Annotated in this window: 7 protein-coding genes and 1 pseudogene; 4 read left to right on the top strand and 4 right to left on the bottom strand. The window is 55.0% G+C overall.

Features of this window, described 5'->3' with window-relative positions:
* Positions 1 to 5 precede the first annotated feature (5 nt).
* Entirely contained in the window at positions 6 to 1,271 is a 1,266-nt protein-coding gene (locus F3J38_RS03280) for a type II toxin-antitoxin system HipA family toxin (RefSeq protein ID WP_167135041.1), read from the top strand.
* A gap of 525 nt (positions 1,272 to 1,796) precedes the next feature.
* Positions 1,797 to 4,004, top strand: a complete 2,208-nt coding sequence (gene fhuE, locus F3J38_RS03275) for a ferric-rhodotorulic acid/ferric-coprogen receptor FhuE (RefSeq protein ID WP_167135039.1) — start codon at positions 1,797 to 1,799, stop codon at positions 4,002 to 4,004.
* Positions 4,005 to 4,075: 71 nt separating this feature from the next.
* Here fhuE and F3J38_RS03270 read toward each other — a convergent pair.
* Positions 4,076 to 5,509, bottom strand: a pseudogene (locus F3J38_RS03270) (aminotransferase-like domain-containing protein).
* A gap of 96 nt (positions 5,510 to 5,605) precedes the next feature.
* Between F3J38_RS03270 and F3J38_RS03265 the strand changes: the two are divergent.
* Complete coding sequence (locus tag F3J38_RS03265; RefSeq protein WP_167135037.1) at positions 5,606 to 6,373, top strand: arylamine N-acetyltransferase family protein; 768 nt, start codon at positions 5,606 to 5,608, stop codon at positions 6,371 to 6,373.
* Here the strand turns inward: F3J38_RS03265 and F3J38_RS03260 are convergent.
* From F3J38_RS03260 to F3J38_RS03250, 3 genes are read right to left on the bottom strand one after another with little or no spacing between them, the layout of a single operon-like run.
* Positions 6,366 to 7,868 (bottom strand): DHA2 family efflux MFS transporter permease subunit, encoded by a 1,503-nt coding sequence (locus F3J38_RS03260; protein ID WP_167135035.1) that lies wholly within the window; start codon positions 7,866 to 7,868, stop codon positions 6,366 to 6,368. The two genes, F3J38_RS03265 and F3J38_RS03260, sit on opposite strands and share 8 nt — an antisense overlap.
* Positions 7,858 to 8,886, bottom strand: a complete 1,029-nt coding sequence (locus F3J38_RS03255) for an HlyD family secretion protein (protein WP_167135033.1) — start codon at positions 8,884 to 8,886, stop codon at positions 7,858 to 7,860. The genes F3J38_RS03260 and F3J38_RS03255 overlap by 11 nt, the downstream gene beginning before the upstream one ends.
* The gene (locus F3J38_RS03250; protein ID WP_167135031.1) at positions 8,883 to 14,306 is read right to left on the bottom strand and encodes a non-ribosomal peptide synthetase; all 5,424 of its coding nucleotides are present in this window, start codon (positions 14,304 to 14,306) and stop codon (positions 8,883 to 8,885) included. Before F3J38_RS03250 ends, F3J38_RS03255 begins: the two co-directional genes overlap by 4 nt.
* Before the next feature lie 279 nt (positions 14,307 to 14,585).
* Between F3J38_RS03250 and F3J38_RS03245 the strand changes: the two genes are divergently transcribed.
* Positions 14,586 to 26,948 (top strand): non-ribosomal peptide synthetase/type I polyketide synthase, encoded by a 12,363-nt coding sequence (locus F3J38_RS03245; protein ID WP_167135029.1) that lies wholly within the window; start codon positions 14,586 to 14,588, stop codon positions 26,946 to 26,948.
* The last annotated feature ends 12 nt before the right edge of the window (positions 26,949 to 26,960 follow it).

Below are 26,960 nucleotides of genomic sequence, written 5' to 3'. Positions count from 1 at the left end.
AAATAATGAACTCGAATTACCGTCCTCTGCAACGGCTGGATGTTATCTATCAAGGATGGGGAGAACAATGGACCATGGGGGTGTTGGCTGCGGGTAGACAACGCGGTGAGTGGTTATTTGAATATTCAGAACAGAGCATTCAACGCGGTATTGAATTTTCTCCATTACTACACCCTCCGGTGAATACCACCTACGCGGATTTTGAACGCCATCAAGATAGCATTCCTGGTTTTATTGCCGATTCACTACCCGATGGCTGGGGGCGGCTATTGATGGACCGTTTACTGCGTCGCAATGATATCGAACCCGCAACGCTCTCCCCGCTGGACCGTCTGGCAATGCTGGGCAATAACATGATGGGCGCACTGACTTATCGTCCAGTCGTTGACATGCCAGGCCATGATGATCACCCTAAAACTATTGATGACCTGATTTTACTCGCCCGTGAAATACAAGTCGAAGTGGCCGGACTGGACTCCGAAGTATTGCCAGAGTTGGTACGTTTGGGCGGATCGCCACACGGTGCGCGTCCGAAAGCATTGCTAGAATTCAATCCCGCGACCAACAGGATAAGTTCAACACCCGCTTTAGGCAGTGATCCTTGGTTGATTAAATTCCCAGCAGCCCAAGAGGCGGCTTGGGTCTGTGCACTAGAACAAGTGTATGCGCTTATGGCACGAAAATCGGGTATCGAATTCCCCGAAAGCCGTTGGTTTCCACTGGGAAATGGCCTGTCCGCTTTTGGCGTTAAACGATTCGACCGTTTCAACGGTTTGCGTGTGCCAATTCTGAGTATGGCGGGAGTATTGCAGGCAGACTTTCGGCTGCCCTGCCTCGATTATAGCGATATATTACGTGCCACCGCGATGGTGACACGCTCAGCAAAAGAGCGAGAAGTCCAGGCTCGTCGCATGGTGTTTAATGTGATCATGAACAATCAGGATGACCACGCCAAAAACTTTGCTTTCATTCTCAACGAAAATGAAGAATGGCAGGTTTCTCCTGCATATGACCTCACCTTCCAAAACGGACCGGGTGGGCAGCATCAATCATCCGTTGCAGGGTATGGCAGTCGCATTACACGAAAGGCTCTGGTTAAAGCCGGAAAATCGGCTGATATCAGTGAGAAAATCATGAACCTTATTATTGAAGAAGTCAGCGAAGTGGCTAATTCATTTGAAGCTAATGCAAACACGTTAGGTGATTCGATACCTAAAGCAGTAATCAGAGATGTTAATTCACAAATTCAGGCCAACCTGAAATCGCTCTGATGATTCACAGGCATGACTTACTGACCGGATAAAATAATTCATCAACGATAAATTAGCTGAGCAGAGAGTTGACTGGCAACTCTCGAACTAAGCATCAATCATAAATGTCGAAATCATCTTATTACATCTTTCATAGAGCACTTAGCGAATATAAAAACTATTAAGTCACAAAGTGAAACCATAACAACAAGAAACTATTGTAACCTAAGAAAACTCGTCAACAAAATAGCGCCCCCTTGAACCCTAGCAAAATACCCCTCTTTATATAGTGCTTAGTTCAGTTCAAGTAACCCAATAAATCAACAAAAACAAGATAATCAGCTAAAGCATGAGACCTATCTATGATCATGAAATTTAAATGATTATAATTATCATTATGATTTTCACCACTTTATCTTAAACAAGAGTACAAATATATTTGTTCAAATTTTATTCATAATGTTTAGGTCATAAAAACATCCAATAACAATCATTTTATCATCCTGTTGCTTTCCAAATAATTTGTCCTTTAACAAGGGAACCAAGATGTCCGCTCTTTCAACGTTAAACAGTAATCAATTCCATCGTTTAAAAAATTATGGTCAGCCTGTATTTTCATTTTCATTACTGGCTTTAGTCATCGCCTCCTCGCTTCATGCACAAGCGGCAAATGCTGAAACCACCACAGATAATAATCAAACTTTAGTGGTTACGGCTGCTCAAAATAACAACGATGATAAGGCAAGCACGGATTACAGTGTTCCGGTCACGCGTGCATCAACGAAAATGGCCCTCACTGTGCGCGATACACCGCAATCTGTCAGCGTCATTACCAAGCAGCGCATAGAAGACCAGAAGCTTGTAACGCTCAACGATGCGCTCAAGAATACAACCGGTATCTCAGAATTTAATTCAGGGTCAAACAGGAGTAACTTCTACTCACGCGGCTTCATGATTGATAATTATCAGATAGACGGTGTGCCTACTCTGATCGATTCGCAGTGGAATGTCGGTGATACGCTATCAGATACGGCAGTGTACGATCGTATTGAAGTCGTTAGAGGCGCTACCGGTCTGATGACGGGCGCTGGCAGCCCTGCTGCGTCGATCAATATGATCCATAAACAAGCTGACAGCAAAGAATTCAAGGCTAACGTATCAGCCAGTTACGGTAGCTGGGACACCCAGCGTTATGTAGGCGATATCTCCGCGCCACTGACTGAGTCAGGTAATGTACGCGGCCGTGTTATTGCCGGTTATCAAGACGGCGATAGCTGGCTCGACCATTACCACACGCGCAAAAAGTTTCTTTACGGCGTTGTCGATGCCGATTTGAGCGATAATACCACTGCGTCGATAGGTTACGATTATCAGGAAACTAACATCTCAGGCGCAACCTGGGGTGGCTTGCCAACCTTCTATCTTGATGGCAGCAAAACCAATTACAGCCGCAGCACTAATCTCGCGCCAGACTGGGCCTACAACAACAGCGATTCGAAGAAGGTCTTTGCAAACCTAAAACACACATTCGATAACGGATGGCTGGTTAATCTGAGTGGCTCGCATACTGAGGCCACGATGGACAGCAAGTTGCTTTATATTGATGGGTATTTTGATAAAACTACCGGAATCGGCATCGGCCCTTACGCAGGCTATGACCTTTTAGGCGGCACAGGATATAACTCCGCAAAACGCAAAGAAGACTCCCTCGATGCCTATGCATCAGGCCCTTATGAACTCTTCGGCCGTCAACATGAGTTGATGTTCGGTGTCACTTATCTGCGTCAAAATGACCGTTACTTCAGCGCATCCACCAGCTTCACCTCAGCAGATGTGGGTGACTTTAATGATTGGGGCAACTATCCAGAACCCGACTGGGATGACCAGAGCTTATCTCAAGATAATACCATTCATCAGAAATCAGCTTATCTTGCGACACGTATGTCTTTGGCAGAGAAGTTAAATCTGATACTGGGTGCGCGCTACACCCAATATACTGCCGACACCTTGACGCAGAATATGGAGAAAAATAATGTCACGCCTTATGCAGGGCTGGTTTACGACATTAATGACACCTACTCCGCTTATGCCAGTTATACCTCGATCTTTAAACCGCAGACCTATCGTAATGCCAGTGGTGCTTATCTGTCTCCTGTCACAGGCAAAAGTTACGAAACCGGGATCAAAGGCGACTGGAACAATAGCCGAATCACGGCATCGTTGGCCGTGTTTAGAATTGAGCAAGACCATCTTGGCGCCACTGATTATGCCTTGGTCTCGGGCAGTACTGACTATGCCTACTATGAACAAAATGGCACGGTCAGTAAGGGGGTAGAGTTTGAAATCAACGGTGCGGTGACGGATAACTTGCAGATGACGTTTGGTGCCACGCGTTACGTCGCTCATGATGGCGAAGGTGCAGCACTTAACACAACGCAGCCAACCACATCCTTGAAACTCTTTACCAGCTATCGCTTGCCAATGCTTCAGGCTCTGACAATTGGAGGGGGCGTGAACTGGCAGAATAATACGTGGGATAACGCAGCAGGGCCAGATGGTGCCAGCACCATCTATGCAAATCAGGGCAGCTATGCGCTGGTTGATTTGTTTAGCCGCTACCAGGTCAACAAACAGCTGTCAGTGCAGGTTAATGTGAATAACCTCTTTGATAAGACCTACAATGTTGATGTCGGCAGAAACACCGTATACGGTGAGCCGAGAAACGTTTCAGTATCAGCGAACTATCGCTTCTAATCTCAGGAAACGATTCGCTTAACAGTGAAACCTGCACGCCGGACTTCAAAACTGGCGTGCAGGTTAATGGTTTACCCTACCCTGGCCAGTTCATGGCAAAGCGCGCCAATCTGTCCCACAGCGTTCAACAAGTGAGGCGTGGGTTCGTTCGCACAGTTTAATCGTAGATAATTCTGGAGTTCTGCCGCTGGTGAAAACAAGGGGCCAGGGCTGACGCCAATCCCTAACGCTAACGCACGACGGTGCACTTCCAGTGCATTAATCGAGTGTGGCAATTTTACCCACAACAAGAAACCGGCGGCAGGCATCGCAACACCTGTACCTGGCGGAAAACTCGCCTCGACCTAGGCAATAACCGCTTTCACCCCTTCATTAATCCGTGACTTTAGCCGCCGTAGATGGCGATCGTAATCGCCACTGGAAAGAACCTCACTCATCGCCGCTTCCAGCAGTGGCGCACCGGCCCACTCTCCGGCCATACGCGCCTGTAAGACCTGGGTATGGTAGCGTCCGGCCGCAATCCATCCAATACGCCAACCCGGAGCAAGCGTTTTAGACATTGAACTGCAGTAAATAACATTTCCGCTCAGGTCGAACGCCTTGCAAGCCGGAGGTCGTTGCCCCTCCCCAGCCAGATCACCATAGACGTCATCCTCAATTAACGGGATCCCTGCACGCGCGAGTAAAACAACAAGTTCCTGCTTGCGCGCAACGGGCATGCTGGCACCAAGCGGGTTTTGAACAGTCGGTGAGGCTAAGACAGCAGCAGGACGGTGATGTTGGATGGCCTCAGCGAGCGGTTCCAGCATCAAACCCTCAAGAGGATCGGTAGGGATCTGCAAAGCCTTCAGACCTAAATCTTCCAGCAGTAAAAGCGTACCGAAATAGGCTGGTTGCTCAATGGCAACGGCATCGCCAGGCTGGCATACGGCCCGGAGCGCAAGACGCAGTGCCTGTGTCGCACCTGCGGTGATGACCAGCTCACCTGCAGCAAAACGTGCCCCCCACTGTGCAGCACGCGAGGCAATCTTATTCCGCAAGTCTGCCCGTCCAGGCGGCAGGCTGTAGCTCTGCCCGCGCGCATCCAGTCGACGCCCCGTTGCCAGCAATGCACGCTGCAGCGCCTCAGTAGGCAGCCATTCGGGATCGGGCAGCGCAGCACCTAAGGGCACGAGGCGGGTTTCGGCACTGCTGAACAGGGAACGAGCGACGGCTGACATCGCCACAGGCACCGGGCCAGACAATTGGCGATCCACCTGCATGCTTGGGACGGCATCTGTCTGACGGACAAAATAGCCCGAGCGCGGTCGAGCAAAAATGAGCCCTTCGGCCTCAAGGCAGCGAAGCGCTTCCAGCGCCGTTGGCAAGCTGACTTGCTCTCGCTCGGCAAGTTTGCGTGCAGAGATCATCCGGTCACCGGCTCGCAACGCGCCTGATGCGAGGGTCATTCGCAACATATCAGCGATACGACGGTAATGGGGAGATGGCAGGGTCGAGAGAGACATGTCGATCTGTACAGTCTGATTTTCAATGAATCTGACTATACAGACGATGTTAAGCGCCATCTATAGTACCAGGCAAGATCACAACAAGGAGGCCGTATGCACAGCAACAACTTCAATCTTTCCCGTTATCTCCGCCGCATAAACTATACCGGGCATCTCGCCGCTGATAGCGCGACGCTAAACACCCTTATGCGCCATCAACTGTTTTCGATTCCCTTTGAAAACCTGGATGTCCAGGCAGGCAAAGTCGTGTCAATGGCGCCCGATGACATTGCCGATAAACTGCTGCAACAGGGGCGAGGAGGTTACTGTTATGAGGTCAATGGATTGTTTGCCATGGCGCTGGAAGCATTAGGTATACCCTACCGTTTTGTCGCAGCGCGGCCGATGTTCTACCCAGCGCGCCGACCTAAAACGCATATGGCGGTCATTGCTGAAGTCGAAGGTCGTCAGTGGCTTTGCGACTTGGGTTTTGGTAGCTATGGTATCCGCGCGCCGATGGCCTTAGACCTGCTAGATACCGACATAAAGCAGGATTTCGACACTTTCCGACTCAGCCATAACGCGCAAGGTGGATACCTGTTACAAGCTGATGTAGAGGGTGAATGGTCCAATCAATATAGCTTCGACCTGTCACCTCAGGAGTGGATTGATTTTGTTCCGGCCAACTATCTCAACTCTACCCATCCTGAGGCTATCTTTGTACAGAAGTTGCTGATTATTCAACATCGCCCCGAAGGGCGGCTGATATTACTGGGAGATATACTGACATCAATCACCGCTTCCGGGATTGAAAAACAGCAGCTGACGAAAGACGACATTGATGATGTGCTGAAAAACCGTTTTGCTCTTTCAGTCAGTTAACCTTCACCGCCTTGTGGAACAAGAGCGGAAGCCAGCACGCCAAGAAGGCCATCATCCCCAGCAGCCAGTAAATATCGAGATAAGCGATAAAGCTGGCCTGCTGCCACGCGGCTTCCGCCATCGTTTTAATAGAAATCGTGTCAGGCAGGGTTACGGTCTCATTTAAACGCTCATAGTGCAGGTGGCTTCGCTGATGTAACGCGTTAGCCACCCAGGCGATACCGATGCTGCCCCCAAGGTTGCGCAACAACGTTGACATGGCAGAAGCTTCGCTGCTTTTGTCTGCGGGCAACCCGCGGTAGGAGAGCGAGGCAACTGGGATCAAGATGAGTGGGATGCCTACCATTTGTAATACCCGCGCCCACATCAGCGTCGAGAAATCGACTTGAAGCGTCATCGTGGAAAAATGCCATAGTGCCAGGCCGCTTAGCAGCAATCCCATCACGACCAATATCTGTTGATGATCCATTTTGCTGGCGACCGCCCCCGTTATCATCATCGACAACAAGATGAATAATCCGCCCGCGCCCAGCGTCAGTCCTGATGTCCATGCATCATAATTCATTAACTCCTGGGTCATTTGTGGCAGCAGTTGTGTGGTACTGATGACCAACAGACCAATAAGAAACATCAACACTGCACCAAGCGCGAAATTACGATGGCGGAAGAGTTTGATATCGACAATGGGTGCGGGATGAAACCACTCCCACAGCGGTAAAAAACTCAGACAAACGAGTGCAATCAGAGCGGTAGTAATAATGAAAGGGGAAGAAAATCCATCGTAACGCTCGAATCGATCGAGACAAAGTTGCAATGACGCGAATCCTATCACGGCTAACGACACCCCTTGCCAATCAAGCTGTATTCCGCGCTGACGGCGTGCGCGTTGTTCCTGCTGTAGTAGCGGCGGCTCGTCAATAAAACGCCAGGAGAGGAAGAGTGAAAGCATGCCAATCGGCACATTAATCAAAAACACCCAGTGCCAGCTCAGCGCATCGGTAATCACACCGCCGACTAAAGGACCGATCGCCGGGGCAAAAAGAATGGTGACGCCATAAAGTGCAAACGCTTTGGGACGGGCCTTTTCATGAAACGAATCCACTAGCATGGACTGTTCAATGGGGGCCAGGCCGCCACCGCCTATACCCTGCAACACGCGCGCCAGCAGTAGCCATTCCAGTGTGGGCGCCATGCTGCACATCAATGAAGCTAAAGTGAAGAGCGCCACGCTGCCCATGTAATAGCGTTTGCGACCAAACCAGTTTGCCAGCCAGCCGCTCATCGGCAAAACTAACGCATTCGCCACCAGATAACTGGTGATCACCCATAACCCCTCTTGATAGCTCACGCCCATACTGGCAGAGATATGCCAGAGCGATACGCTAGCAACGGTGGTATCCAGTACCTCCATGAAGGTCGCGATAGACGCGATACAGGCCATCAACCAAGGATTGTGCTTGCCCGCGGCGGAGCGCGGTAACGCCTCAGCGGACATCGACTTCTGGCACCACAGACATTCCCGGAGACAGCGGAGAATCGCTTGATAATGGCGGATCAAAGACGATCTTCACCGGAACACGCTGCACCACTTTAACGTAGTTCCCGGTCGCATTTTCCGCAGGCAGCAAGTTAAATACCGAGCCCGTTGCACGCTGCATACTGTCTACATGCGCCTTAAACGTTTGATCAGGATAAGCATCAACCCTGACCTCAACGTATTGACCCGGACGCATATAGCGCAGTTGGTTTTCTTTAAAGTTGGCGGTTATCCATCTCTCGGTAGACACCAACCGCATTAAAACTGTCCCCGCAGAGACATAATCACCGACTTCCACATCACGGCGAGTCACGTAACCGTCAAAAGGCGCATACAGCGCGGTATAACTGAGCTGTAATTTCGCCTGTGCGATAGCGGTATCGTCCTGCTGCAGTGTGGCCCGTGCTGCCGCCCATGCCGCATTCAGTTTATCGAGTTCTGCCCGACTGTAATCTGCGTTTTTTTGCGCAGCAAGCAGTGAGGCCGCGCTGACCTTTTCACTCGCGGCTTTGCTATCCAGATCGCTCGCGGTCACCGCCAGCCTGGAGTTAAGGTAGCGTTGATGATCTTTACGGTCGCGCACTAAATTCGCTTCCGCTAGCTGCACATTTGCCAGATTCTGCTCAAGTGTCGCTTGCCCGGCACTGATACTCGCCTTTGCCTGTGCCAGATTGGCATCATCAACCTGACGCGTGGCCAACGCTTTTTGCAGCGCAATTTGATAATCCTGTTCATCGAGCACTAAAAGCAGGTCACCCTTTTTCACACGCTGGTTATCCTTCACCTCAATCGACGCGACCCGCCCCGCAATCTGCGGAGAAACTTGAGCAATGTGGCCATCGATAAACGCATCATCGGTGCGTTCAACGCCGCGCCAACTCAACCACCACCATCCTATTAACGCCACAAAAAAAATCAGTAAAATCAGAAAATAAAGTGAAAAGGCGCGCTTTCGCGCCTGTGCTTCGTTATTCAACGCGGCCTCCCGCCACAAATACGTTGCAGCACAGCGCTGCATTCTGGACGCGTCAACAATGTCCAATGGTTTGCATCTGCAATAGGCTCAATCACGCTGCCTTGCGGGAACTGGGGTGTCAGCCATGCAAAGCTATCGCCCCACTCCGTCGCACGCGTATCAGCCGCGATGATATTGACGGTGAGATCGGTGATCTGACGAACAGGAGCCGTGCACATCGCCTGCACATTACTCTGTACGACCGCAATTCTGCGCTCGAGCACGTGGTCATCCCCCTGGAAATTCGCCGACAACACACTGCGCCACGCCCTCAGTCGCTGCGCGCGATCCATGCCTTCGAAGCTGGTAATCTCATGCTTCTGAGCCTGACTCGCCATCGACTGCCATAACCCATACTCATCCGCCGCACAGGCTTGCATCGACTGAGGTGGTAGCGGATCGACCAGCGTCAGTGAAGCAATGTGTTCACCCTCCAACTGTAACTGCCAAGCCATTTCAATAACGACTGCGGCTCCCATCGACCAACCCGCCAGATGCCACGGCATCTTGAATCCCTCTTCACGCAGTGCATGCAACGCACGCTTTGCCTGAGCAGGAATATCATTTAACGGCCGTTCATCAGTGCTGAATCCAGGCGACTGCACTCCAACACAGTGCACTTGCTGCAAACGTGCCGCCACTTGCCCCCAAGCCGCGCTGTCACCATCACTGGCATGCAGGCAGATAAGCGTTTGTTCACCGCCACTGTTAAGCGCCAGCAACGGATAATTCAGCGCTCTGTTCGATAGCGCCTCAAGCGCCTGCGCCATATCACACAATTTGCTGTGAGAGAAAATCAGACCGATTGGGACTTTCATGTCGTAATGCCGACTCAGGCGCGCGGTGAGTTGCGTGGCAAGTAGGCTATCACCGCCGCTACGGAAGAAATCCTCATCAGCATTAACCTGCTCTATGCTCAACAGCGCCTGCCAATGGCCCGCCAATTCGGTTTCTGCAGGCGTCAGTGGGCGGCCCGCGGCGCTCTGTTTCTCCTCCTTAACGAAAGTAGGCCGCGGCAAAGCCGAGAGATCATGCTTACCGTTCACACTCAGTGGGATACGTGGCACAAAAATCAGCTGTTCCGGTAGCATGTAACTCGGCAGGTGTTGTTGGATGCGGGTCTGCAAGGTCATTTCATCCGTTACACCCGCGGGACGACGAACCATAAACACTTGTTGTCCGGCAAAAGCGAGTGGCATATCAGCCTGTGGCCATTCACCAACCTCAACAAATCCATTTCGCTGAAATGCCTGGTGCCAGACGTCACGCGCTAAAAGCGGTGAGTCTTGCTGACTATGATCCTCTGCCGCTTGCTCCAGCACGGCGGCAGCCGTTACCCACTGCAGCGCTTTATCCTGCGTGGCTTCCAACACAATCAAGGCACCGCCAGGTTTCAGTAATCGCCAGATGTCGCTCAGCGTGACATCGAGACGATGCGCGTTATGCAGGACATTGGCAGCCAGTACCGCATCAAATCCAGCGGGTTGCCAGCCTTGCTCATCGAGGGGTTGATTAATATCGTAACGACCGGTGCGTAAAGCGCTATATTGGCCAAATCGTTGTTCTGCATAGCGGGAGAACCACGGACTGACATCGGTGTGATAGTAATGTCCCGTTCCGGCAGCATTAAAGGCCGGCAACGTACTGGCGGTCAGACCGCCAATGCCAGCCCCAATCTCTAACACCTGCGGGTGCTCGCTATTCTGTACCGCGGCTTGCAACAGCGTGGCAGCAATATGTCCAAGGTAGTCCGCCAGCTTGTTACGTTGATAAAGCGCTTCTGAGACCGAGCTTTCCCCATCGGGGAACAGCAGGCTGTTCGCCAGTCGCGGTTCGCGCATCACTTCGATCATGGTGTGCTGGCTGGCAAACAGCCAATGAAGGAAGGTTTCCCCCTGCGCGTGCCACGCCAGGCAGCGGCCCAAGCGCGTTTTCCCATCATCAATGCGCTGCTCAATCGAAAGCAGGCTAGGCGCACATTCGGCAGCGAACCAGCGTTGCCCCCGCAGCTCAATAATACCCTCCTCTTCCAGAATGCTGTGCCAGCGCTCCAGTAGACGCCCAAAACAGGCTGCAATGCCGGCCCGCTGACGCGCCTCTTCGATTACCCAACCCTCCGATTCAATAAAAGCCATCTCATGCAACAACTGCCAGATCATCAGCGGAGCCAGTGATTCACTTTCTGCCTGAAACGCCGCGAGTGACGCAATTTCCGTGGCGGAAGGTAACTGCTGTGCCGCCACATCCCCCACCTGACGCCACGCCGTGTTCTGTAGATGCGCGTTTTCACTGTGAGGAACAACCCAGGCAAGCAGTTGTGCAGCACCGGACTCACGCGTCACGATATCCACCGCAACGTTGCTGACTGACGGGTGGGAGATCAACGTCTGTTCGATCTCGCTCAACTCAATACGATAGCCATTAAGTTTGATTTGACGATCACGACGCCCAAGGAATTCAATGCAGCCCTTAACGTCATAGCGTGCCAAATCACCCGTGCGATAGAGACGCTGCTGATGTCTGTGCGACCAGAAAAAGGCTTGCTCCGTGCGCGCACTGTCTTTCCAGTAACCCTGCGCCAGACCTGCACCTGCGATACAGAGATCGCCTGCGACTCCCGCCGGACGATCGCGCCCCTGTTCATCCAAAATGTAATAACGCTGGTTACTTAAGGGATAGCCATAGGGCACAGCATGCCAACGCGCATCACATTGAGTGGCATCCATGAGATTCGACCAGATTGCCGCCTCGGTTGCACCACCCAGCGCCAGAATGCGCGTCTTTGGCAGTGCGATGGCGATTCGCTCAGCCAGTTCGCGCTTAAACCAGTCGCCCGAAAGCATAATCACCCGCAAATTTAGCTGCGTTTGATCGGTGACCTGCTCCAGTAGCATCGCCATCAAGGCTGGAACAGAGTTCCATACCGTAACCTGATGCGCGGTCAGTTGCCCCAGCCAGGCGCTGGCGTCACGCAATGCCGTGTGATGCGGTAACACCAAGGTTGCTCCGGCGTCCAGCGTGGCAAAGAGATCGAATATCGCGAGATCGAAGCTCAGTGACGATATGCCGAAGACACGATCGTCTGGTCCGAGCGACAGACGCTGGCAGAGATCCGCCAAGGTATTGGCTGTCGCGCCATGCTGCATCGCGACGCCTTTCGGCGTTCCCGTTGAGCCGGAGGTGTAAATAATGTAAGCCAGTTGATTGAGAGGCGGCATGAGCGGTGCCAACTGAGCGGCTGGCAGATCTTCAAGGATCAGCACCGGAACCTCAGTGGCTAACAAAGGATCGACGTCAGCAAGTATGACCGCTCTCGCCTCAGCATTGTTGATAACCTGCAACAGTCGCGCACGTGGCCAGTCAGTAGCCGCAGGCACCAGAATCGCACCGGCGGCCATGACACCCAAGGCGGCGATAATCTGCTCGGCACTTTTCGGCAGTGACACCACCACCGGATGATTTTCGACGTCGAATGGGCGCAATGCAGCGGCGACTTGCAATGCTTTTTGCGCCAGTTCAGCATAGCTAAGACTGCCCTTCGCAGTGATCAGTGCACAGGCATTCGGTCGCTGTTCTACCTGTTGGAAGAAGCCGGCATGGAGCGGCTTCAGGGTCAGAGACTGATTGGTGTGGTTCACCTGCTGACGTATCACCGCTTGCCGCGATGACAGGAGATTGCCCAGTGGCTGCTGCCAGTTTGCAGCGTCACACAGTGCATCGAGTCGCTCCCCGTATACCGCGAACATTTCGTCAATCATGCCTGCAGGGAACAGGTTATCAATCACAATCCAGTTATATTCCAGCGTGCCTTTGCGCACCATCACCTGATGGTCAAGCCATACTTGTGGCGTAGCCGTGTATAGCCACTCCGGTTCGCCAAGCAGATTGGCCCCTTCCACCAGACGGTCAAGATCCATTCCCAGCAAGCTGGTGAAAACCACCGGCATTAACGTGCTTTCACTAAGACTGTCACGTTTAGCTTTTTCACGTAACAGATCGATGCCACCAAAACGGCTGTGAGCCAGTCGCTCACGTAACGCCTGTTGAATGCGCTGCGCGCGTTCAGCAAACGGCATACTCTGGCTGCAATCCACACTCAGCAGCAGCACGGCGGTAAAGTCGCCGACCATCTCAGCGACATCCGCATGCCAGGGATGGCGGTTAAAGTGCGTCAGGTTCAGGGTGAAACGCCCTGACTCCGCCCAGCCCGTTAACACTTCGCTGAACACAGCCAGCAACATAGCTGACGATGTGACACCGACCTGTGCGGCATGCTGTGTGAGACGCTGCCAATGTTGGCTGTCGACACGGCGCTGTAAGCGGCGAAATTCCGGTTTAGTTAACTGATCTGGCTGACAAGCCAGCGGCAAAATCGGCGCAGGTGAAATTTCATCCAGCCGCGCCAGCCACCAATCACGGTCATTACGCCAGCTAAGAGACGCTTTATCACGAACCTCTGCCAACTGATAGTCGCGGAAAGTCCAGCTCAGCGGCGGTAATTGACGCTCAGGCTGATGATAATTACTCTCCAGTTCCGCCAGCACGATGTGAAAACTTTGCACATCAAAAGTCAGCAGGTCGAGGTCAAGATGCACCCTGGTTTCACGGTCGCTCAAGCGTGTGGCCTGCAAGTCAAACAGCGGCCAGCAGCTGGCATCGAGTACTTGCTCACTCAATTGGCCACGTTTTTCCAGTAACTTTTGTTGTTGCAAAGAAGGGGCATCCCCGCGCCAGTCACTGACGCGAATAGGATACCAGGGCACCTCAGGCAGGATATGTTGCAAACCATCATCGTTGACGCAGGCGCGCATCATGGCGTGGCGGGTAATCACCTTATTCCAGGCCTGCTCGAAGCGTGCAATATCGAAATTGTCGATTCGCCACTCAAAGCACACATGACAACTGATGCCGCCCAACGCCAGCGTATGCGTGCGGCCAAGCCAATAGGCGTGCTGAATGTCGGTAAGGGGAAAAGGTTCACTGCCACGCTCATTGCGCCAGCATAGCCAGTCGTCGCCGTTGTCATACAGCAGCCAGCCACCCGGCTTGAGCACATCACGCCACAACAGGGTTTCACTGGCAGAATTGGGCAGAATCACCCAATCGAACCCCGGCTGACTGATGCGCTGCCTCGATAGCGCGTTATGAATATCAACCTGTTGCCAATCGGCCTCCGGTTCGCGTTTACGCAGGGTCAGTTGTGCCAAGCGTGAACTGACGGCACGAGTGTAACGTGTCGCCTGCTGACGCAACTGTTCTCGCACTGAGCAGGTTGTGGGTATCGCATCACAGTGCAGCAGCAGGACATCGCAATCACCGTGATTTTTTTGACTGGCGATCAGCGCCAGCACCCTTTCATTCGCAACTCTTTCCCCATTCATAACGGCTCCAGCCTTAGAAACGCGTGAGAATTAACCACTCACATCGCAGGGTTTCATTAGGATTGTTTATGCAATTTTCAAATTTAATTATTTATAATGTTGCAAATGATAATCATTCTATTTACGGTTGCAACTGAAAATTTTACGATAAATCATCATTATCCTTACATTTTCTGGGTTATATCACCCAGTTTTTAATCCGTGTTTTGGCAGGGTTGATTTGTTTGCTGGTGCGACGTGAGCGGGAACATTAATAAACGCTTAACGTTTGAGGTTACAATGGCTGAGCAACGCCAGAAAAGCTATGGCTGGAACACGCTGACGGCTGCGATCGATCAGCATGCGAAGAAAACGCCGGATCGCCCCGCACTGCGTTTTCTCTCTCTCGACGGTCAGATGCAATCGCTGACCTTTGCTGAAGTTGCGTCCAAGGCGCGAACGCTAGCCGCCAGACTTCAGCAGCAGGCTGAACCCGGCGCCATGGCGCTGATTCTTCATCCCTCTGGACTCGACTATGTCATTTCGCTGCTGGGCTGTTTCTACGCCGGGATCGTCGCGGTACCGGTCAACCTCTCTGGCGCCGCTCGCGTTAAACGTGTGCTGGGGAAACTGGAAGCGATAGCAGATGACTGTCAGCCACAGATGATTCTCACCGGGCGCGATATCGCCCAGGATTCAGCTGAGGCTTTACAAGCGTTTACCGCCAAATTCAAGCTCAGCTGCGTGTTAACCGATGAAGAAACACGCTCCGAGAACCTAAGCTACGTTGCACCCGATCTAACGGGGGCCACGCTGGCGTTTCTGCAATACACCTCTGGTTCAACGGGTGAGCCTAATGGGGTCATTAATCGCCATGCCAACCTGCTGGCCAACCTTGAGTTCCTTACCTGTCTGACCCTACCTGATGAAGCCTGTGTGGTGGCAAGCTGGTTGCCGCTTTATCACGATATGGGCCTGATCATGGGCATCCTCTCGCCGTTGGTGTATGGCAACACTGCGCTGTATCTGCCGCCGGTCGCCTTTGTGCAAGACCCGCTTCGCTGGCTGGAACTGGCCAGTGAATATCGCGCGACGGTTTTGCCCTGCCCTAATTTTGCCCTGCAGCGCTGCCTTGACGCCGCCGAGCGAGAGCCGCATCGCCTGACCCAAATTGATCTCAGCAGCGTGAAGAGTCTGGTGCCGTCTGCTGAGCCGGTTTCAGCGCAACAAATGATGAATTTCTGGCAGCGCTTCGCCGACTGCGGTCTAGCGCTCTCCGCCATTAAGCCCTCCTATGGCCTTGCGGAAGCCACACTGATCGCTGCGGGCAATCGCGCACCAGAGCCGGTGTTACTGGATGTTGAGCGCGACGCGCTGCTACGCAATGAGGTCATTATCCATGCCGTACCTGGCCCGAATACACGCCGTTACGTCGGTTGCGGCAACGATTTTGGTCAACAGCAATTGCGTATTGTGCAGCCTGACGAAGCGCGTTTCTGTGGTCAGAATGAAGTGGGTGAAATCTGGCTCAGCGGTGCAGCCGTAGCCGGTGGTTACTGGCAGCGCGATGCAGAAACACAGCACACCTTTCAGGCCAGAGTAGCAGGTGATCATCATCACTGGCTGCGTACTGGCGACCTGGGATTCCTGCACCAGGGACAGCTGTTTATCACTGGAAGACTGAAAGACAGCATTATCATTCGTGGAGAGTGCCATTACCCAAATGATATCGAAGCCACTGCGGTAGCCGCCCACCCGCTGGCCGTCAGCGATGGCGCAGCCGCCTTTTCACTGCCCGCTACCGAGCAAGAGGAAGAACGACTGGTCGTGGTGCTGGAGTGCCAGCGTGCACAGCCAGAAGAGCTGACTCAGCTTATCGATACGGTACGGCAGCGCATTGCCGAGGAGCATCAACTCACCGCCTGGCAAATTATCCCGCTGCGCAAAGGCACTCTGCTACGGACAACCAGCGGTAAAGTACGTCGCCGCGCGCTGCGTGAGGCACTGCTGCAGGATCAACTGCATCGTCTGCTGCCGCAACAACCTGAGCCAGAGGCGTCATCCCAGGCCAAGAGCGACATAACACGCTGGCTGACACAGCAAGTGGCCGAGTTATTGGGCAACGTCGCCGCGCGTCACATTGACCCACAGCGTTCGCTGTTCAGTTACGGCCTTGATTCACTCGGTGCCACGACACTGATGGCACGCATCCGCCAACACTATGACGTCACGCTTCAGGAGAGCGATCTCTATGAAGCCCCTGGCGCAGAAGCGCTGGCAGCACGCATCAGTGGCAAACTCGCTGCAAGCCCAGACGCAGCGAAAGAACCCGAAAGAATGGCCGCTGACGAGCCTATCGCCATCATCGGCATGGCCTTCCGCTTGCCGGGAGCCGAAGGCGAAGAGGCACAGGATGATGACGCCTTCTGGCAGCTACTTTCTGAAGGCGCATCTGCCATCCGCCCAATGCCGATTGAGCGCTTCCGGCGGAGTGAGGCGATTCCAGGTTTCGGTGCCTATCTGAATAATCCCGCAGACTTTGATGCCAGTTTCTTTGGCCTCTCACCTCGTGAAGCGATCAACACCGATCCGCAGCAACGCATGCTGCTGGAGGTGAGCTGGCACGCACTGGAAGATGCGGGATTACGCCCTTCCCAGCTTAAAGGTGGTGATGTCGGTGTCTACGTCGGGATTGGCACCGGTGACTATTCGCACCTGCCGTTTATCACCGGCGAAAATAGCCATCTTGATGCCTATTACGGCACTGGCAACTCCTTTGCCGCAGCCTGTGGCCGACTCTCCTACTTTTATGGCTGGGAAGGCCCGTCGGTTGCCGTCGATACCGCCTGTTCATCGTCACACAGCGCCCTGCATATGGCCTGTCAGGCGCTGAGGCTGGGCGAATGCGATCTGGCAATGGCGGCAGGCGTGAAGTTGCAACTGCTGCCAGAAGTGGATGAGGTGCTGCATAAAGCTGGCATGCTGGCGGCTGATGGTCACTGCAAAACCTTTGATGCCGCCGCCGATGGCTATGTACGCGGCGAAGGTTGCGTGGCGTTTCTGCTTAAACCGCTGTCTCAGGCGCTGGCGCAAGGCGATGACATTCGTGCAGTGATCCGTGGCAGCCTGGTGCGTCAGGATGGTGCCAGTAGCAGTCTCTCAGCCCCTAACGGTGAGGCGCAGCGTCGTCTGCTGCAGCGAGTATTAGCCCGCGCGAATCTGAAACCAGACGATATTGACTATCTGGAGTTGCACGGCACCGGTACGCGTCTGGGCGATCCTATCGAGTATCAGTCGGTGGCAGCCGTGTTTACCGGACGTCAGGCACGTGATCCCCTCTGGTTAGGTTCGGTGAAGACCAATATCGGCCATCTTGAAGCCGCTGCTGGGGCATCGGGTTTGGTTAAAACCGTGCTGGCGCTTGAAAAAGGGACGATCCCACCGCATGCCGGTTTAAAACAGCTCAATCCTTTGATTGATCTTGCCAGCATCCCGGCGGCGATTCCCAGCGAGAACCAACCATGGCCAAGACGCGCCGCCCCAAGGCGTGCGGGCGTGACGTCATATGGTTTCGCCGGCACGCTCTCACATGTGATTCTGGAACAAGCACCCCATCGTACCCCAACTGACTTGGTGGCAGACCAACAGCCACAACTCTGCCTGTTCTCTGCCCGCTCCGCCGAGGCACTGGAGCAAATACGACAGCAGTGGATTGAACAGCCAGACGATGGATTGCCGCTGAATGCGGTTGCAGCAAGTCTGGCGCGGCAACGCGATCACCATCCGTTGCGTCTGGCGGTGATCGCGCATGACGCCAATGAGTTACGCGCAAAGCTTCAACAAGCGCCTATTGCCGAAGCCATCGTGCAGGCACCTCGCGTCGGCTTCCTGTTTACCGGCCAGGGCGCGCAATATGCAGGCATGTCGCGTGAACTTTACGCGCGAGAACCGGCGTTTCGCCAGGCTCTGGACGAAGCGGATCAGGCACTGGTCCCTTGGTTGGGTGAATCGCTGATCAGCCATCTACATGATCCGTCATGGCGTGACATTGATCAGACCGAATGGACACAGCCCGCGCTCTTTGCCGTGGGGTATGCACTGGCACGCATGTGGCAATGCTACGGCGTGCAGCCTGTTGCCATCGCCGGGCACTCGATAGGTGAATTTGCTGCACTGGTTATCGCGGGCGGTTGGACGCTGGAGAGCGCAGCACAGCTGATTGTGACCCGCGCACGTCTCATGCAGGCGCTTCCCTCTGGCGGTGGCATGCTGGCCGTTCGCCTGAGCGCCGACGCCTGCGAGCAACGCCTGGCAGCGTTTGATGCCACCCGCATTTCCATTGCCGCCCTTAACGGTACTGAAGATACGGTGATTGCAGGGGAAGCTACGCTGCTTGAAACGTTGCGTCAGCAGTTGGCCGCTGAAGATATCAGTGCACGGCCCCTGCAAGTTTCACACGCTTTCCACTCACCGCTGTTGGAACCGATGTTGGATGACTGGCAGCAAGCCTGTCGCCAGGTCGCCAGCCAATCGCCATCGATTCCCTTTGTTTCAACCATGACAGGTGAAGCACTTACCCTACCTACGGATGCCGACTACTGGCGTCGCCATGCGCGTCAGCCGGTACAATTCTGGCCGGCTTTACAACATATGGCAGAGCAGTGCGATCTCTTACTGGAGATTGGGCCGCACAACATCCTCACTGCGCTGGCACAGCGTCACCTGTTGCAACATCCCGCTTCGCATCCCGTCAATGTGGTGGGCAGCTTGCGACGGGGCACTCATGAAGTGCTAACGCTACGTGAAGCGATGCAGGCACTCTACCTGCAAGGCGTCGATTTCCACTGGGATGATCCGCAGGCGGCTACCTTCTCCTCACCCATGCTCTCGCCGCGTAAGATGCCGCGTTACCCGTTCCATCGCCAAACCTGGTGGCTAGAGTACGATGGCGATGCGCCGCGTGAGCCGCTTCCTCTGCAGCCACAGCCTTCACATAGCCGCGCGGAACCGGTGCCGCTCTACACCCAGCAATGGGAAGCGCTGGATCTCGCAGAAAACAATAACTCGGCCGCACGCTATTGGCTGTTCGGCGAAGAGTCGTTGGCCAACGACTTATTGCCAGCTTTCACCGCCAAGGGTTTGACAGCAGCATGGTGCCCCAACAGTGCAGCGATTCTGGAAAACTGGCGCGAGGGTGATGTTGCCGTCTATCTCCCAGGAAGCGATGTCTGGCCACTGATTGCCACCCTCAAACAGCTGCAAAAACGGAATGTGGCACTGCGTATTCTGGTACTGAGTGAGGAGGCACAAGCCACCGCGAATGAGGGTTGCGATCCCGATCAAGCTGCCGCATGGGGTGCAGCTCGTGCGCTCGCCATCGAATATCCGGCTTGTAAATGGTTGCTGCTGGATGTCTCCCGACTGACCACAGCGGAGGTGCGGGTTGCTGCACTGCATCGCGCCGCCGCCCATTTCGGCAGTGATGATGCCCTGATGCTGCGCGACAACCAGTGGCTACGCCCCTGCCTGACGCCCGTGCATGACGAACTGCTGCACACTGAACAATCATTTAACGTCTCCTCCGAAGAAACTGTTCTGGTTGTTGGCGCATGGGGCGCGCTGGGACGTTATATCAGCGAATGGCTGGTGGATAACGGAGCACGCCATCTGGTGCTGTCCGGTCGCAAGCCGCCAGGCTCTCACTGGCAACCATGGCTGAACTGGTTGCGTGGACGTGGTGTGGAATTGTTCTGCACTGAAGCTGATATCAGCAACCCACAGCAAGTCGATACCCTGTTCGAGCGTATCGATGCACTTGAACGCCCGCTGGCCGGGGTTTTCCACTGCGCAGGCGTGGGGCGTTTTAACCCGCTGGAGGACATTACCGAGGAGGACTATCACGCGGTCACCAGCGCGAAAATGACAGGCACGGCGCTGTTGGATCGCGCCACACGCCATCGTGCGCACCGCTGGTTCGTCTGCTTTACCTCCATTGCCGGTGTATGGGGAAGCCGCTTACAGATTCACTACGGCGCAGCCAACGCCTGGCAAGACGCACTGATGCGCCAGCGACGCCATCTCGGCTTGCCGGGCATGAGTGTCTCTTGGGGACCATGGAGTGGCGGCGCAGGCATGTCAGAAGTCGATGCCTCGCTGCTGAATTATCTGCGTATCGCGGGCATTTATCGTCAGTCACCGTCACGCTATTTGGCCACCCTCGATCGCCTGTTTGCCGCTGGCGAGCGCGCTAATGCCCATGCGGCTGTCTGGCTGGCGGCTGAGGTTGACTGGGGCAAATTCGTGCCCATGTTTGGCCTCTACCACCCGACACATCTTTTCCGCCGCTGCCTCGAACAGCAAACCCAGGCGCTACCGATAGAAGAAGCGCCCGATTTGAGTGAATTGACTCAACTCTCGGCGGAAGCACAGCACCAGGCGATAGAGCACTTCGTGCGCAATGAGTTGGGTCGAACTTTACGCATGTCACCGCAATCCATAGAACCCGACGCTGAATTGCTGGCCTTGGGCATGGACTCGATTTTGGTGATGGACTTTGCGCGCAGTTGCCAGAGCCAGCTGGGTATTCGTTGTGAGTTAAAAGCGCTGTTTGAGCACAGCACGCCCGCACGCCTGGTGCACTACCTGAAAACCCAGCTGCCGTATGTGGAACCTGAACAGATCGCCATGGATGCGGAAGTGGTGCTACAGCACGATGCACAGGGCCGTTTCTCACCCTTCCCACTGACTGAGCTGCAATACGCTTACTGGATTGGCCGTCAGGATCACTACGCACTGGGTGGCGTGGCCTGCCACGCTTACCTGGAGGCTGACGCCGCCGAACCGCTGGATATCTCGCGACTGGAGCGCTGCTGGAATCTGCTGGTCGAGCGTCATGATGCCCTCAGACTCATTATTGAAGAGAGTGGACAACAGCGCGTCCTCCGTGAAGTACCGCCGTATCGTATCCAGGTACTGGATCTGCAAGATTGTTCGGCTGAGGAGGCGGATCACGCCAGCCAGCAGTGTCGTGACACGTTGTCACATCAGGTACTCCCCTGTGACCGTTGGCCGATGTTCGATCTGCGTCTGGCGCGCCTCCCCAGTGGCGGTAGCCGTCTCTATATCAGCATCGACATGCTGATCAATGATGCGACCAGCAGCCAGATCTTGTGGGAAGAGCTGGTGGCGTTGTACCGCGCAGAAGGCGATATGCATGCTGCAGGGCTCGAACCCTTTACCCTGACATTCCGCGATTACGTATTGGCGCGACAGGATCGGCAAGGGGCAAGGCTGACGCACTGGCAGGAAGACCGCGACTATTGGCTGGCGCGTCTGCCTTCACTTCCCGCTGCACCGCAATTGCCGCTGCAGAGCGATCGCTTGATGCAGACGCATCCACGTTTCACGCGCCGCCAACAGACCCTGTCGGCAGAGAAATGGCAAACCCTGCGTGAACGGGCCGCCAAGCAAGGCATCACCCCTGCTTCGCTGTTAATCGCCGCCTTCTCCCAGGTGCTTGCAGCCTGGAGCCGCGAGCCACAGTTCTGCCTTAATCTCACCATCTTTGATCGTCTGGGGAGTCATGAAGACGTACAGCGTATGGTCGGCGATTTCACCGCTGTCACACTGTTGGCGTTGGATAATCCTGCTCAGCTGAGCTTTGCTGAACAGGCACTCCGGGTAAACGGTGAAGTGCTGGAGAGTTTGCAGCATCGTCAGTTCAGTGCGGTTGATGTGCTGCGAGAATGGAATCGCGGTCGTGAGCAGCAGTCACTGGTGAGTATGCCGGTGGTGTTTACCAGCCAACTTGGCGTCAGCGATCCGACCAAGGGTGCAGCGGAAAGTCCACTCGGTGAGATCCGTTATGGTCTAAGCCAGACCCCTCAGGTGTGGTTGGATCATCAAGCCAGCGAGCAGGAAGGTGCGCTGGTTTACAACTGGGACATGGTAGATGACCTGTTTCTTCCTGGTGTAGCTGAAGCGATGTTTAACGCTTACGCACAGCTACTTGAGCGACTCGCGGGGGAAAGTCTTGACTGGCATGCGCCGCTCCCCGCGCTGCTCCCCGCTGACCAGTTGCAGGTTCGCCAACAGATCAATGCCACTGAACAGCCCCTGAGCGAGATGACCCTGGATGGCTTGTTCTGGCGCCAGGTGGCCAGCACGCCAGCGGCCCCTGCGCTGGTGACGGCAGAAGGCCGCTGGAGCTATCACGCCTTAGCTCGCTGGAGCCAAGGAATTGCCCTGGAGCTGCAAACGCTGGGCGTGGCCCATGGCGACCGCGTGGCGGTGGTGATGCATAAAGGAGCGGCACAGGTCGCCGCTTGTCTGGCGATTCAGTCACTTGGTGCAGCCTGGGTGCCGCTCGCCGATGATACACCTGCACGCCGTTTGACCAGGATCCTGCAAGGTAGCGCGATTCGAGTGCTGCTGGTGCAACCAGAGAGTCTCGCGGCCCTTAGCGAATACGCTACCTGCGTCGTGGTTGATGCTGCTGCACCGGTGACTTCTGATGAAGTCATCATGCGCACCCATCAGCCTGACGATGCCGCCTACGTTATCTACACCTCAGGTTCGACCGGGACCCCAAAAGGGGTGTTGATCAACCATCGAGGCGCCGTCAATACGGTGCTGGATGTAAACCAGCGCTTTGGTGTTGATGCGTCGGATCGCGTGTTAGGTCTCTCTTCACTCTGGTTCGATCTCGCGGTTTATGACCTGTATGGCACCTTCGCCGCGGGCGGCACACTGGTGCTGCCCGAAGCGGAAGCGATTCGCGATCCGGCGCGTTGGCTGCACTGGATAAAACAAGAACAGGTTAGCCTGTGGAATTCCGTACCCGCGCTGTTGGATCTGTTGTTAAGCGAAGCAGAACATCATGCGCAGCCTCTGGCCGCTCTGCGCAAGGTATGGCTGAGTGGTGACTGGATCCCGCTAAGTTTACCGACCCGCCTACAAGATGCGGCACCACTGGCACAGCTGGTGGCGATGGGTGGTGCGACGGAAGCGTCAATCTGGTCAAACTGGTTTGCCGTGGAGCAGGTGGAGAGCAGTTGGAGCGCGATCCCTTATGGCTATCCCCTCACCAACCAAGCCTATCACGTGCTGGATGACGCACTACGCGATCGTCCCGACTACGTCACGGGTGATTTGTACATTTCTGGCACAGGACTGGCCGCAGGGTATGAAAACGATGCACAGCGCACCGCTGAGAGCTTTATCACTCACGGCGAGCAACGCCTCTATCGCACGGGCGATCTGGCTCGTTACTGGAAAGATGGCACACTGGAATTCTTAGGTCGCCGCGACTTCCAGGTCAAAATTGCGGGTAACCGAATTGAATTAGGTGAAATCGAGTCGGTGCTGTTACAGCATCCAGCGGTAAAAGAAGCGGTGGTTGATACGCTGGGCGAAGCGCGAGGTGAGAAGCGCCTCGCCGCATGGCTGGTGTTGCATAAAAATACGCAGCAGGCCCATCAGGCGCTGGTCGCTGAAGTCAGCCCTGCTGACTGGCAAACGCAACTGGCAGCGGCGCGTTCACCACTGGCGCGTCACACGTCCGCCTCATCATTGACGCAGTTCTGGCAGCTGATCGATCAGCTAGGTTTACGTGCTATCGCGGATGTATTGGACGCGGCCGGTGACGCACCCCTCTCTGCCAGTGCGGAGTTCAAGACGCTGGTGAGCCGCTGGCAGGCATTGACGCAAAATGCATTGCCAACCTGGTCACAACTTGCCCAGCAAGCCGCAATGTTTGGCCTTCCTGACGCAGCGCTGACCCGGCTGCAACAAGGTGCCACCGAACGCTTACAGGTGCTGCGCGGAGAGAAAAATGCGCTGGAACTCTTTTATAGCGATGACGATGGTCTTTCACCTGAACAGCTCACTCAGGCCCACCCGCTTAATGCAACACTGATCGCTGGATTGGCTGAAGCGGTCAAAACCTTTAATCACCGCACCGGACGCGCGCCGCGTATCCTCGAACTGGGCGGACGTAGCGGCGTATCCAGTCAGTCACTGCTACAAGCGCTAAAAGGCATCGCGGTCGAGTACCACTTCACGGATGCGTCACCCTTACTGGTCCAGCAGGCCGAGCGTCGTCTCGTGGCAGATGAATACCATCATCTGCAATTCAGCACGCTTGATATTGATAAACAGCCACTCAGCGATATCCCACGTGTTGATATGGTGGTCGCCTTCAACGCTCTGCACCGCAGCAAATCGTTGCCCCAACTGTTAGCACACCTGCAAAATCTGTTGTCACCGGGTGGTAGCCTGTGGGCCGCAGAGATGACGCGCAATAGTCCGTTCCAGCTAGCGACTGTTGCGCTGCTGGAGGGAGGTTACAGTCACTTTGATGACCTACGCGCGGTTGAATCGCTGCCGCTGCTGAACGCGGAACAGTGGCAACAACTTTGCCTGCAACAAGGTTTTGCCACCTGCGAAACGCTCAGCACCAGTGATGACAGTGGCTTCCACTTGATTGTGGCGCAAATGCCACACACTTTGTGGCAATTCAATCCTGCCTCGCTGATAGACGTCATGCGCCAGCAGCTGCCCGGCTACATGATCCCGCAACAGTTCTTCTGTCTGGACGCCCTACCCCTGACACCGACCGGGAAAGTTGCCCGCGCTGCGCTGCCAAGACCGCAATCACAGCAGACGGCACTCCGTACAGAACGCACGGAATGGCACGGCGAAACAGCCCAACTTGCCGAGATCTGGAGTGAACTGCTCGGTGGTGCATGGCCTGCTGCTGAAAGCCACTTCTTTGAGGCCGGAGGCGACAGCCTGATGGCGGTGCGTCTGGTCGAAAAAGTACGCCACCGTCTGCAGCGCCAGGTTGCGTTACGCGATCTCTTTACTGCCGCGCGTTTCTCGGAGTTTGCAGCGCTGGTGAGCGCCGCACCACAAGGCGAAGACCAGCCGTTGACGTTGGTCGTCGATGCGACTCAGCGCGAGCAGCCTTTCCCACTCACCGATGTGCAGCAAGCGTACTGGATTGGCCGTCAAAGCGGCCTGCCGTTGAGCGGCGTAGCAACACATCTTTATGTTGAAATTGAGGTGACTGACATCTCGGCAACTGCGCTAGAGCATGCTTGGCAACAGCTCATCCAGCGCCATGAGATGTTGCGCGCAGTGATTGACGATCAGGGCTATCAGCGCATTTTGTCGCAGGTGCCTGACTACCCGCTGTCCTGTGTCGATTTACGCTCGGCCTCTGCAGACGAACGCAACATCTGGGAACAAGAGACGCGAGAGAAACTCGGTCATGAGGTGCATGACACCACCCAATGGCCGCTGTTTACCCTTCATGCGGCTCAGTTGGATGACCAGCGCCTGCGTCTGTGCATTAGTCTGGATAATCTGATTTGCGATGGCCGTTCAATGGTGATGCTACTGTCTGAATGGGCGCTGCTCGCGCGTTCGCCTCATCATCAACTGCCTGCGCTGGAGATCAGCTTCCGTGATTATGTGATGTCGCAGCCGCAGTGGCAGCAGCAGCCCGCCTGGCAGCGTGCACTCGACTACTGGCTTTCCCGTATAGACAGCCTACCTCCCGCGCCGCAGTTGCCGGTTGACGACATAGCGCTAACCCACGTCAAGCCGCGCTTCACGCGTTATCAGGCACAACTGGCACCGGCAGAATGGCAACAGCTACGCCAGTATGCCGCGCAATCGGGTATTACCCCGAATGCACTGCTGCTGACGGCCTGGGGCTACGTGCTGGCAAACTGGAGTGTCGAGCGGCAATTCACCCTTAACCTCACACAATTCCAACGTCCCGATGTGCATGCGCAAATGGCCTCACTGGTCGGTGACTTCACCTCCCTCAGCCTGCTGGCCTGTGATTACCGCCACCCAGCCTCATTCGTGCAGCACGCTCAGGCGTTGCAACAACAGCTCGGTAGCGACCTCAGTCATAGCGACGTCTCTGCCGTCCGGGTATTACGTGAAGCCGCACGACGTTTTGGTCGGGTGGATGCGATGGCGATGCCCGTAGTGTTTACCAGCGGATTGGGCGTGGATAACCGGGGCAGCGACGCCAGCGTGGCGGCTGACTGGCTAGGTGAGTTTGGCTGGAGCGTGAGCCAGACACCGCAAGTGTGGATCGATCACCAGGTGGTTGAACGCCATGGCGCGCTGGCATTCAGTTGGGACTGCGTGGATGCGCTGTTCCCGGATGGATTGATGCAAGAACTCTTTAGTCACTATCAACAGGTGCTGCAGCGCCTGGCAGGAGACGAAGCGTCCTGGCAACAAGATGTCGCGGCCTGGCTTCCTGCTCATGCCCAGCAGCCAGCGAAACGAAAAGCGTCGGCGGTGACATCTTCAGTGGCAGCGATCACGTCCTCGGCAGATGAGGGATTAACGCAACAGATTTGTGCATTGCTGAGCCAAATCACAGGCGGAAACGAGGTGTCACCAACGCGTAACTTCTTTGAAGCTGGCGCGACCTCACTGCATTTGATCCGCCTGCGTCAGCAATTGCAACAGAAGCTGAAAATCGACTTCCCACTGGTCACGCTCTTTGACGCGGCAACACCGCAGGCGCTAGCGGCTCGGTTAATGCCGGGCAATAGCCCAGTGATGCAGGAGAGCAGCAGCGGTGAGTCGCGCTTACAGGCACGTCAGCGCCGCCGTCACCAACGTCAACGTTAATGAATCAGGCGC

The organism is Candidatus Pantoea formicae (genome assembly GCF_011752625.1).
Lineage (GTDB): Bacteria > Pseudomonadota > Gammaproteobacteria > Enterobacterales > Enterobacteriaceae > Pantoea > Pantoea formicae.
Note: the sequence above shows the minus strand (reverse complement) of the source record. Positions and strands in the feature narration are given on the sequence as shown.